The 12,397-nt window shown below is 34.8% G+C and carries 11 protein-coding genes; 4 read left to right on the forward strand and 7 right to left on the reverse strand.

The window, feature by feature from the left end; all coding sequences use genetic code 11:
• Positions 1–6: 6 nt before the first annotated feature.
• Positions 7–2,757 (reverse strand): 2-oxoglutarate dehydrogenase E1 component, encoded by a 2,751-nt coding sequence (locus AC000W_RS13215; RefSeq protein WP_474748956.1) that lies wholly within the window; start codon positions 2,755–2,757, stop codon positions 7–9.
• 101 nt (positions 2,758–2,858) lie between these two features.
• Between AC000W_RS13215 and AC000W_RS13220 the strand changes: the two genes are divergently transcribed.
• Positions 2,859–3,380 (forward strand): alpha-ketoglutarate decarboxylase, encoded by a 522-nt coding sequence (locus AC000W_RS13220; RefSeq protein ID WP_474748958.1) that lies wholly within the window; start codon positions 2,859–2,861, stop codon positions 3,378–3,380.
• On the opposite strand, the gene AC000W_RS13225 is transcribed toward AC000W_RS13220, so the two are convergent.
• The 4 genes from AC000W_RS13225 to AC000W_RS13240 are packed head-to-tail and all read right to left on the reverse strand — an operon-like array spanning position 3,377 to position 7,214.
• A complete protein-coding gene (locus AC000W_RS13225) occupies positions 3,377–3,733 on the reverse strand; it encodes a hypothetical protein (protein WP_474748959.1) in 357 nt (118 codons plus the stop codon). The genes AC000W_RS13220 and AC000W_RS13225 overlap by 4 nt on opposite strands.
• A 36-nt stretch (positions 3,734–3,769) precedes the next feature.
• A complete protein-coding gene (locus AC000W_RS13230; RefSeq protein ID WP_474748961.1) occupies positions 3,770–5,044 on the reverse strand; it encodes a metal-dependent hydrolase family protein in 1,275 nt (424 codons plus the stop codon).
• 1 nt (position 5,045) lies between these two features.
• Positions 5,046–6,062: a UDP-glucose 4-epimerase GalE gene (gene galE, locus AC000W_RS13235; RefSeq protein ID WP_474748962.1), complete on the reverse strand. Its 1,017-nt coding sequence runs from the start codon at positions 6,060–6,062 to the stop codon at positions 5,046–5,048.
• Positions 6,063–6,065: 3 nt separating this feature from the next.
• The gene (locus AC000W_RS13240) at positions 6,066–7,214 is read right to left on the reverse strand and encodes a DegT/DnrJ/EryC1/StrS family aminotransferase (protein WP_474748963.1); all 1,149 of its coding nucleotides are present in this window, start codon (positions 7,212–7,214) and stop codon (positions 6,066–6,068) included.
• Positions 7,215–7,383: 169 nt separating this feature from the next.
• On the opposite strand from AC000W_RS13240, the gene AC000W_RS13245 reads away from it, so the two are divergent.
• From AC000W_RS13245 to AC000W_RS13255, 3 genes are all read left to right on the forward strand, one after another.
• Positions 7,384–8,544: a 3-deoxy-D-manno-octulosonic acid transferase gene (locus AC000W_RS13245; protein WP_474748965.1), complete on the forward strand. Its 1,161-nt coding sequence runs from the start codon at positions 7,384–7,386 to the stop codon at positions 8,542–8,544.
• A 261-nt stretch (positions 8,545–8,805) separates the two neighbouring features.
• Positions 8,806–10,152 (forward strand): sugar porter family MFS transporter, encoded by a 1,347-nt coding sequence (locus AC000W_RS13250; RefSeq protein ID WP_474748966.1) that lies wholly within the window; start codon positions 8,806–8,808, stop codon positions 10,150–10,152.
• Positions 10,153–10,304: 152 nt separating this feature from the next.
• Positions 10,305–10,430 carry a hypothetical protein gene (locus tag AC000W_RS13255; protein WP_474748968.1) on the forward strand — a complete coding sequence of 42 codons (126 nt, stop codon included), beginning with the start codon at positions 10,305–10,307 and terminating at the stop codon, positions 10,428–10,430.
• 90 nt (positions 10,431–10,520) lie between these two features.
• Here the strand turns inward: AC000W_RS13255 and AC000W_RS13260 are convergent, their stop codons facing one another.
• A complete protein-coding gene (locus tag AC000W_RS13260; protein ID WP_474748969.1) occupies positions 10,521–11,573 on the reverse strand; it encodes an acyltransferase family protein in 1,053 nt (350 codons plus the stop codon).
• A 194-nt stretch (positions 11,574–11,767) separates the two neighbouring features.
• Positions 11,768–11,899, reverse strand: a complete 132-nt coding sequence (locus AC000W_RS13265) for a hypothetical protein (RefSeq protein ID WP_474748970.1) — start codon at positions 11,897–11,899, stop codon at positions 11,768–11,770.
• Positions 11,900–12,397 lie beyond the last annotated feature (498 nt).

Here is a 12,397-nt window from a genome sequence, read left to right on the forward strand (position 1 = left end):
ATATATTTAAACAGTATCAAAAACACTATCGATTACCGCTTTTTGTCTCTTTTTATCTCTGGTACTAGAACCAGGAGCAGGTACAGATGCATACTCTCTAGAAGCAACTTCTAATTTTACCAACTCAAAACGTTGTAGCATAAAACTCCATGCTCCCATATTTTTAGGTTCCTCCTGTGCCCACACATATTTCTCTACATTAGGGTATTTATTAATTACTTCCTGTAATTTATCATAATGTAATGGGAACAATTGCTCAATACGTACTAGAGCAACATCTTTTCTACCTAAATTTTCTCTTTCTTCCAACAAATCGTAATAAAACTTTCCTGTACAAAAAACCAGCTTCTTAACTCCTTTTGGAGCAATCGTATCATCTATTACTTCTTCAAATTTACCTGTTGCCAATTCACTTAGAGACGATACTGCTTTAGGGTGCCTTAATAAACTTTTAGGGGTAAAAACAATTAAAGGTTTTCTAAAATTGCGTTTCATTTGTCTACGTAACAAATGAAACATGTTCGCCGGAGTTGTGCAATCGGCAACTATCATATTGTCCCTGCCACAAGATTGCAAATAACGTTCTATACGTGCCGATGAATGCTCAGAACCTTGTCCTTCATATCCATGTGGTAACAATACCACAATACCATTCTGCATTTTCCATTTATCTTCTGCAGCTGACAAATATTGGTCAAATATAATTTGGGCACCATTACTAAAATCCCCAAATTGTGCCTCCCAAATGGTCAAAGTATTTGGATTTGCCATAGCATACCCGTAGTCAAAACCAAGAACTCCATATTCTGATAACAGGGAATTGTAAATATACATTTCGCCTTTATTCGTTGGATTTGTATTTAAAAGATTGATACGTTCTTCAGATATTTCATCTCTTAGAATTGCATGTCGATGGCTAAACGTTCCTCGCTCCACATCTTGACCAGAAATTCTAACATTAAAACCTTCTTCCAACAAAGTTCCATAGGCAAGTGTTTCGGCCATTCCCCAATCCAAAACATCTGTTTCAAAAACCATTTTTGCTCGTCCATCCAAAATCCGCTCAGCTTTGCGAACAAACTTGACTCCTTCTGGAACAGTAGAAATAACCTTTGCTATATTTTTTAAGTTTTTTTCTGGATACGAACTATCTACAGGTCGTAACATACCTTCCAAACCTTGTCGGTCAAAATCTATCCAACGTTCTTGCATAAATTCACGAACTCTAGAAGAATCCGATTCTTTAGATTTTGCATACTCTCGCTCCAAGACCTCCTTAAAATCTTTTGCTATTTTTTTTGAATATGCCTCATCTATAGTTCCCTCAGCGATTAGCTTATCAGTATAAATTTTTAACGGGTTGGGATGTGTAGCAATGGATTTATATAGTTTAGGCTGAGTAAAACGCGGTTCATCTCCCTCATTATGTCCATATTTTCTATAGCCTAACAAATCAATAAAAATATCTCTCTTAAATCGCATTCTATAATCCACTGCCATTTCAATAGCATGTACTACAGCTTCAGCATCATCGGCATTCACATGTAAGACTGGTGAGAGTGTTACCTTACCCACATCTGTACAATATGTACTGGAACGGGCATCTAAATAATTGGTTGTAAAACCGATTTGATTATTAACAACAATATGAATTGTTCCCCCTGTTTTATATCCATTTAGCCGGCTCATCTGTACCACCTCATAGGCAATTCCTTGGCCAGCTATAGCTGCATCTCCATGAACTACAATAGGCAAAATTTGAGAATCGTCCCCATCGTAATCATTATCAATTTTTGCTCTGGTTATTCCCTCGGCAACAGGAGCTACAGTTTCCAAATGTGATGGGTTGGGAACCAAATTCATTTTTATAGTATGACCATTTTGGTAGGTTTTATCCAAGGTAAAACCTAGATGGTATTTTACATCACCATCAATATTCTCTTCTTCAAAATCCTTGCCTTCAAATTCACTAAAAAGTTCATGCAATGGTTTTCTAAAAATATTCACCAAAGTACTTAGTCTACCACGGTGTGCCATACCAAGCACACATTCCTTTACACTATAATCTATGGCTGCATTAAACAACGCCACACTAATTGCCGGAATCAAAGATTCTCCGCCTTCCAAAGAGAAACGTTTTTGACCTACATATTTTGTTTGTAAAAAACTTTCAAAAGTAACCGCTTGATTTAATTTGGAGAGTATATATTTTTTTGAATCAGCCGAATAGCTAGGATGATTATCATTCTTATGCAACCTCTCTTGCCACCAATTAACAATTTCTGGTTTCCGAATGTACATATATTCCACACCAATGGAATCGCAATATACCTTGTTAAGGTGATCTATAATATTGCTCAATGTACTAGGGCCTATCCCAATAATCTCTCCTGCATTAAAAACGGTTCCCAAATCTTCTGAGGACAAACCAAAATTTTCTATGTCCAAACTTGGAACATACTTGCGCCTTTCCCTTACTGGATTTGTTTGGGTAAACAAATGCCCCCTGCTTCTATATCCATTTATAAGTTTAACAACCTGAAATTCTTTTTGAACCGACTCTGGGATACCTACTTGTTGCCCATTGACTTGAGATGGTATATTTAATTCATCCAAGGAGGTCTCCAATCCAAAATCATACCCTTGAAAAAATGCTCGCCAACTTGGCTCTACACTATCAGGATTCGTTAAATACTTGTCATATAATTCTGCGAAAAAGGAAGTATGCGCAGCATTTAAGAAGGAATATTTATCCATGAACTACTATGTCGGTCAATTGAACAAAATTTCATCAAAAATACAACTTTTAGACTTTCTAAGTGTATCTTAGAAGTCAATAATGGTTAAAATTAACGATAATGTCAAGATTCATAAGAAACAATCACAAACCCTTCATATTATGCCTTTTATTTACATTTTTTTCTTCTTTAGGCTATGCCCAAAGCAAGGATTTTTGGAATAAAGTACATTATGGTGGTGGCTTAGGGCTTGGTTTTGGAAATGACACCTTTAATTTAAGTGTATCTCCCAGTGCTATTTATCAAGCTAATGAGCAATTTGCATTTGGAGTAGGACTCAATTATAACTATTATAAATTTCTAAATTTTAAATTACAAGCAGGTGGTGCCAGTCTTTTAACTCTATTTAATCCCATAAGACCCATACAATTGTCAGCGGAATTTGAACAGTTATTGGTGAATAGAAAATATGAAGTTTCTAACGGTATCAATTCTGAAACTTATTGGTCACCAGCTCTTTTTATGGGAGTGGGTTATTCCAACAGAAATGTAACAATTGGTGTAAAGTATGATGTTTTGCATGATGAAAACAAAAGCATTTATGCCGATGCCTTAATCCCCTTTGTTAGGGTATATTTTTAAGTGGCATATTTGGATTTATACCATACCTTTTGATATTCTCTTTTTAAAATCAAAAAAGTAATTTCCTCAGAAACATCCACCACATCAATGGAGGTTATTTCTTTTACAGTTTTCTCTGAAACATCTACCACGTACAGAAGATTTAGATATTCAGTGAATTTTTCTAAAATTAAATAGTATACCTTTTCATGAAGAATTGTTTTTAATTCTTTTGGATTGAACTCTTCTGGGAAGTCAACGGAAACATTTGCCAGTTTAAAATCCTTATTCAACTGTTCTACCAGTTTCTCATACAGATTTTCATCTTTTGAAATGTTGAGCAATTCAAGACTATTTGGAAAATCCAACTTCATAAATTATATACTGTCAAACTCAGAAAAATGATTTTATCAATTTTTGTAAACAACCCCTTCTTTCATTACAAAAGAAACACTTTCTAGCGTATGCACATTTTCAAGAGGGTTTTCGTCAACAGCAACTATGTCTGCCAAAAAGCCTTCTTTTAACTGTCCCAATTCATTTTCCATTCCCAAAAGATTCGCATTTGTGATGGTCGCTGACCTCAGTGTTTCAATAATGGGCATACCAGCTTCATGCATAAAACCAAATTCTTTGCCATTATCTCCATGAGGGGATACCCCTGCATCGGTTCCAAAGGCAATGGCCACCCCTTTTTTATAAGCTCTGCCAAAATTAGCCTGACTAATTGGTCCTATCTCCCTGGCTTTCTTAGCAACTATTGGTGGTAAAAAACCTGGTATTTCAGCCATTTTTGCCGCTTCTTTTCCTGCTGAAATTGTGGGAACCAAATACGTATCGTGCTTTATCATTAAGTCCATTGTTGCTTCCTTCATAAGCGTGCCATGTTCAATAGTCTTAATTCCACCTATTATAGCTCTTTTCATACCTTCATCACCATGTGCATGTGCAGCAGTTAACATACCATAATCTTTGGCAGTCTCCGTAATAGCTTTTATCTCTTCTATCGTGAACTGTGGATTTTGCCCATTTTTTGCCATGCTCATAACACCACCAGTTGCAGTAATCTTAATAACATCTGCGCCATCTTTATAACGCTGTCTCACAGCTTTCTTTGCATCATCTGGGGAATTTACAACTCCTTCTTTTGGTCCAGGATCTCCCATAAGGTCTTTCCTTACCCCATTTGTTGGATCAGCATGCCCTCCGGTTGTTCCTATTGCTTTCCCAGCAGTAAAAATTCTAGGACCTATTACAATCCCCTTGTTTATGGCATTTCGTAAAGCAATATTTACTCCAGAACCTCCCAAGTCTCTTACCGTTGTGAACCCTGCCATTAATGTTTTTTTTGCGTAAATGGTTGACTGAAACGCGACATCTACATCATTTTTTGTGAACCTTTCCAGATATCTAGTGGGGCTTGATTCACCTTCAATATGAACATGCAAATCTATAAAACCCGGTAGCACAGTTTTATCCTTTAAATCTATAATTTCATCATTCTCCGTTCCAGACACATACCCGTTTTGAATGCTTTTTATCTTGTTGCCTGAAACCACGATAGTTTTTTCCGTTAGTGTTTTTCCAGAGGAAATATCAATAATGTTACCACATTGAAGATACATGTCTTGAGCACTCAAAACAATAGTGCAAAGCAATCCCAATAAAATTGATAATTTTTTCATATTATTTTCTTATTTTTTGTTCCCAATCCCAAGCAGACTTCATAGCCTCATCCAAAGTGGATTTTGCTTTCCACCCTAAAACTTCATTTGCTTTTTTGGTATCTGCATAAGCACTTATTACATCGCCAGGTCTTCTATCCACAATTTTATAATTCAGTTTTTTATTTGAAACATTTTCAAAACTATTGACAACTTCTAAAACAGAGCTGCCTTTTCCTGTTCCTAGGTTAAACACCTCATAATTTTCATTGTTCTTATTATTAAGAAGCCTTTGTAAGGCTGCAACATGTGCCTTTGCTAAATCTACCACATGAATATAGTCTCGAATACAGGTGCCATCTTCAGTAGGGTAATTATCTCCAAAAACTGACAACTGTTCTCTTAAGCCAACCGCTGTCTGAGTAATAAAAGGCACAAGGTTTTGCGGCACTCCAATAGGTAATTCTCCAATCTCAACAGTGGGATGTGCTCCCATTGGATTAAAATAGCGCAGTGATATTGCATTAATATTTGGTGTTACCTTACAAGTATCTTTTATAATTTCCTCTCCAATTTGTTTTGTATTACCATAAGGAGACTCTGCTGCTTTTACTGGAGCATCTTCAGTAATGGGCATTTTATCTGCTTGCCCATAAACGGTACAGGACGAGCTGAAAATAAAATTAGCACTATCCTTTTTTGACAATTCCTGAAGCAGATATACCAAAGTACCCAAATTATTTTCGTAATAGAGCAACGGTTTTTCTACACTTTCCCCAACAGCTTTGGAGGCCGCAAAGTGTATAACCCCTTCAATATCTTGATGTCTCTTAAAAAAATCCTGAACCTTATCTTTTTCCCTTAAATCCAGTTTCTCGAAAATTGGTGATTTTCCAGTAATTGCTTTGATTCCATCCAGAACTTTTTCTGAAGAATTAGAAAGGTTGTCAATAATTACCACCTCAAAACCTTCATTTTGAAGTTCCACTACCGTATGGGAGCCTATAAAACCAACTCCACCTGTTACAAGTATTTTCATTCTTTAATTTAAATATTTTATAATTGCAGAAGTAATTAACTCTATCTGCTCATCATCCAGCTCTGTATGCATGGGCAATGAAATCACTTCTTTCACCAATTGGTTTGTGACCACAAAATCATCTTCATTATATCGCTCATCTTTGTAAGCTTTTTGGCTATGTAGTGGTATAGGATAATATACGCCGCATGGAATACCGTTTTCATTTAAATGAGCTACAAGTTCATCTCTTTTTCCATTCAAAATTCGTAAGGTATATTGATGAAAAACATGGCAATTACAATCACTTTCTTTTACAGTACAACAATCGGCTAATTTTGGCACAACAATATTAGATTGCCCTTCCAACACCATGGAATACTTTAATGCAGCTTCCTTTCTCTTTTTATTATACTCATCTAGTTTTGGGAGTTTAACTCTTAAAACTGCTGCTTGTATAGAATCTAATCTGGAATTTACTCCTACCACATCGTGATAGTACCGTTTGTACATTCCATGGTTTACAACACCTCTAATAGTATGCGCCAAATCATCATTATTAGTAAATATGGCACCCCCATCTCCATAGGCTCCAAGGTTTTTTGATGGAAAAAATGAGGTTGCAGAAACATCGCCAATAGTTCCCGCTTTCTGTATTTTTTCCTTATAAGTACAATCTGCACCAATCGCTTGGGCGTTATCCTCAATAATATAAATATTGTGTTTTTCAGCAATTTCCATAATGGCATCCATATTGGCGCATTGCCCAAAAAGATGTACGGGAACTATTGCTTTTGTTTTTGGTGTAATGGCCCTTTCTATTGCTTTTGGGTCAATATTAAAAGTATCTGGTTCAACATCTACCAAAACTGGTGTTAGCTGTAAAAGTGCGATAACCTCAACTGTAGCGGCGAATGTAAAATCAGCTGTAATAACCTCATCACCTGGTTGCAAACCTAATCCCATCATAGCAATTTGCAAAGCATCTGTACCATTTGCACATGGAATAACATGTTTTACATCCAAATAATCTTCCAATTCTTTTTGAAAAGCATGAACCTCTGGACCATTAATAAAGGCAGATGTTTCTAAAATTTGGGAGATTGATGAATTTACTTCTTCTTTTATGGACTGGTATTGACCGTTAAGGTCTACCATTTGGATTTTCCTCATTTGTAAAGGTTGTCTTAACAATAATACAAAAATACGGAACCCTTGCCAATGTATTTATGTAAAGAAGTGTAATTTAGCATCAAACAATCCCAGAGTGTATTTTATTTATAGTATTGTTACCCATATCACTTGGTTTTTTCTTAAAATCCTTGCTGTTTTTAATCCTAAAATGAAGCTTTTTGTAAAGGGTAGAAAAGAAACATTCTCTATACTTAAAAAAGAAATTTCCAAAGAAAATGCCGTTATTTGGGTCCATGTAGCTTCTCTCGGTGAATTTGAGCAAGGACTGCCAATCATTCAAAAATTAAAGCTCAACTACCCTTCACATAAAATATTGGTTACCTTCTTCTCTCCTTCGGGATATGAGGTGAAGAAAAATACTGCTGATGCCGATGTTGTCACCTATCTTCCAATGGATACTGTAGGCAATGTTCAACAATTTTTAGAAATTGCACATCCAAAACTCGCCATTTTTGTAAAATATGAAATTTGGCCCAACTACCTAAGAGAGTTAAAACAAAGGAACATACCAACAGTTCTAACTTCCGCAATTTTTAGAAAAAGTCAAATATATTTTAAACCTTCTGGAGGTTTTATGAAAAAGGTTTTGAGAAGTTTTAATCACATTTTTATACAGGATGAAAATTCAAAAAACCTATTGAATTCCATTAAGATTGATAACGTTTCCATATCTGGTGATACACGGTTTGATAGAGTTTCTGAAATTCTTGAAAAAGATAATTCCTTGGATTTTATGAATAATTTTAAACAAGACTCTTTTTGTCTTGTTGCTGGTAGTACTTGGCCAGAAGATGAAAAGCTTCTTGTGGATTATATCAATACTACTTCAAACAAATTAAAATATGTATTAGCTCCACATAAAATAAATAAGGATGCGATTTCTGACTTACAAAAAGGCATCAACAAAAAAACAATTCCCTATTCTAAAGTAGAGAATCAGAATATATCTGATTTTGATGTATTGATTATTGACACCATTGGGCTTCTGACCAAAGTGTATAGTTATGCGAATATTGCCTATGTGGGTGGGGGTTTTGCAACTGGCCTTCACAATACCTTGGAACCCGCAGTTTTTGGAATACCCGTACTAATTGGCCCAAAATATAAAGGATTTAAAGAAGCCCGAGAATTGGTGAACGAAAAAGGAATATTATCTATCAATAATAAGATTGAATTCCAAAAAACTTTAGATGAGTTAATTGCCAATCCTGATTATTGTAAAAACACTGGGGAAATCAATTCACAATATGTTGTGAAAAATAAGGGCGCAAGCATCCAAATTATAGAGCATATTCGTACATTATTGTAACGTTTTGCCCTATGAAAGTTTATTTTGGTTTACTGCTAATTCTATGCATTTCTATACTTAGTTTTTCTTGTGAAGAAAAAAGCAAAAAAGATATAGATTCAATAAAAAAGGAAGATATAAGGCCGAAAAGAGTTCCAGCTAAGGATTCCAAGACCAAATCCATTATGCAAGATACGCTTAGACCTAAAATAGCATAACCATTATTAAGATTGTGCTTTCATTTTTTTTGTTAGTTTTACCTGAACCAACAAACTAAAAAGCATGAATTCCAAGATTTTACGAATTTCCCTAACCGCTGCCTTATCAGGTTTTTTGTTTGGGTTTGATACCGTTGTAATTAGTGGTGCAAATTTACCCATTAAAGAACTTTGGAATACTTCCCCTTGGTTTCATGGTACTTTTATTATGTCCATGGCCCTATGGGGCACTGTTATAGGTTCTCTTTTTGGAGGTATCCCATGCCAGCGGTTTGGGAGAAAGAAAACCCTTTTTTGGATAGGTATACTTTATGCCGCTTCTGCTATTGGTTCTGGACTCGCAACGGATCCGTATATGTTTTCTTTTTTTAGATTTATTGGAGGTCTGGGAGTAGGTGCATCATCAGTAGCTGCGCCTATTTACATATCAGAGATTTCAACTCCAAAAAATAGAGGTAAGCTAGGTGCATTATATCAATTTATGCTTGTATTGGGAATACTCATCGCCTTTATATCTAATTACTTATTAATAGGTTTTGGTGGAGAAAATGACTGGCGATGGATGCTTGGCATAGAAGCTATTCCTGCTCTTCTCTATACACTCATGGTTGTTAAAATCCCTAATAGCCCTAGATGGCTGGCCATAACAAAACAAGATGATAAAGGTGCTCTAAATACCTTAAAACAAATTTATAACGAAGAAGAAGCTTTGGCTAAACTTAAAGAAATTAAAAGTGATATTTCTACTAAAAAAGAGGGGGGAAAACTGTTTTCTGGAAGCTATAAAACTCCTTTAATTCTTGCTTTTCTTATTGCATTCTTTAATCAACTCTCAGGAATAAATTTTATTCTGTACTATGCTCCAGAAATTTTGGAAAGAGCAGGGTTGGCAACACAAGAATCCCTTTTTAGTTCAATTGCCATTGGGTTGGTAAACTTAATTTTCACATTTGTAGGTGTATGGCTTATTGATAAACTAGGTAGAAAACAATTAATGAAAATAGGTTCCATTGGCTACATAATTAGTCTTGGCACTGTAGGGTGGTGTTTTTATAGCGGCGCAAGTTCTACTTTGTTGCTCATTTTTATTCTTGTTTTTATAGCCTCACATGCAGTAGGTCAAGGCGCCGTAATTTGGGTATTTATATCTGAGATTTTCCCAAATAAGATAAGGGCTTTTGGTCAATCATGGGGTACGGGAACACACTGGGTGTTTGCTGCCATTATAACATTAATAACGCCCATTTTTCTAGATGCAGACAACGGGATTTTTAAAGACAATCCCTGGCCAATTTTTATTTTCTTTGCAGGAATGATGGTTTTACAATTGCTTTTTGTCCTTTTTATGATGCCAGAAACCAAGGGAATTTCCTTGGAAGAATTGAGCAAAAAACTCGGAAAAAAGGCTTAGCTATTTTTCAATAATATATTTTTTCTTTTTGTCGAACATAAAATACCAAACATCGCACAAGAGACTGTTTTTCAGCTAATTCATCGAATATTTTAAGAAAAAATCGAATAAATATTCAACAATTCATTACATTGTAAGAAATACATATGAAAATGGAAGAATTATCTTTTGGCACAAAAGTGCTCAATGCATTCCTTAAACTAATGGTTTTTGTATTGATTGGCATTTTAATCGCCGTAGGAGTCAGCTTAATCTTAGCTGCTGTTGGGTTCTTTTAGAAATCCAACATCCCATAATCTTTATCTCTTTCTTGAAAACCTAATATCTATTAGTATAAATAATAAAGACCTTCAAAATGAAGGTCTTTATTATTGTGGTAAATATCTACGCTTAAAGGTATTCCAAAGCATTCTCAATTTTTGTTCGAACACAAGAACAATGACACAAACACTAACAACAAATAATATTCCGAAAAGAACTGCCCAGAAAGGTGTCATAGAATGATAATAAAATCTTGTTAAACCATAACCAGAAATACTCCCGTAGAGCATAACAGAGTGCACAACATACAGTGATAATGTATTTTGCCCAATTTTAGAAATCAATTCATTTTTTAGTAAACTTCTAACGAGCATAAAAAATGCGAAAACAAAAAGCACGTCTCCTAACCTCGCCAAAAAATGATTGTTTAAAAAACTGTATGAGGAAAAAATAAGAAAAGCTCCAGATACTACTAATCCCATTATTGCATACTTATAGAAGTTTTTTTTAAGATAGTGTCTAACAAATACTGTGGCTAGGAAAGCACCAAAAGCAACATATCCAAACCAAGGCACAATTGTAAATTGAGATCCATTTACAGTGGTAAAATAATTGGATAAAGCATCGGGAATAAAGGAATAATCCCATTTTTCAAAATCAACTATTGATAACAACAAGAACAAACTTATTAAAAGCAATGTTGATGGAAATATGTTTTTTCCAGCTTTATACAGTAACAAATAGAGTGCTATAATTAATATAATGGAAAGCCCAATACATTGTAACACATGAACCATATCAAATGAACTGTTAATTGTTCCTTGGAACAAACCAGAAAATTTAAGCTGTAATAAGTAACCAATCCCTATTAATTGGGTCCCACGCTTTAAACCTTTTTTTACTCTGGGATTTTTTAACCCCAGAGTATTATTTTTCATCAATATAAATGTAAAAACAAAGCCTGAAACTGTAAAAAAAACAGGAGCGGTAACTCCTCTAAAATAATCCCAAATAGAATACCATAAGGTGCCATTATTTTTAAAATCATCCGATAATAATGCCGCAATAAAATGCCCTTGCAGCATCATTAATATGGCCCATGCGCGTACTACATCAATAAAGTGAAATCTAGTCTTTTGTTGACTTTTTGGCTGTTCCATTGTGCGGGATATGTCACGAAAGTAGATAAAATGAAAGTCAGTTATAGTTATTAAGCAGCCGTTTTTTTAAATAAGATTTACATACAAGAAAAGCTCCTCAATAAATGAGAAGCTTTTCTTTTTAAGGATTGGTTTTTAATATCTTCAAAAGATTGATTTTGTTATGTCTTTAACCAACAATTCGATATTAAAAACTATAGAGGTACTTCTCTATTCAAAACTTTTATAATAAAATAGATGGTAATTGATAATACTAAGCAACAAAGTGCTGCTATTCTATTTTCAGCATCCAACTCCTTTTTCAATTTAAGAATCAAAATCTTCATAAGTAGATAATTTGATACAAAGTTGAGAACAAAGCCTAAGGTTTTAAATAAAAGTTGACCAAGTGAAAAAACCTTGGACAAACAACATTCTAAAGGAATTTAGTCGAAAATAATAGCAATTGACCTATTTTAATGTTTTTAACGATAGTTCCATCCTTTTACTTGAAGTCAAATAAAAAATAACCTCGTTTCCGAAAAGCTCCCTTGTTAAGTACAAGCGGAGAGACTCCCTTCGACTTCGCTCAGAATAAACTTCTCATCTCTCCCAAGTTCTTTGTAACATTTAGAAACAAAAAAACCTCCCAATTACGAGAGGTTTTTAATAATGTACAGGCCTTTCGACTTCACTCAAGATAAACTCCGAGACTCTTCTCGTCTCTCCCAGTTGAATTAAACTTTCAGGCACAAAAAAAGCTCCTCGTTTTCGAAGAGCTTTTCTACAATGTACAGGCGGAGAGACTCGAACTCTCACACCTTGCGGCACTAGATCCTAAGTCT

The organism is Saonia sp. (genome assembly GCF_056326165.1).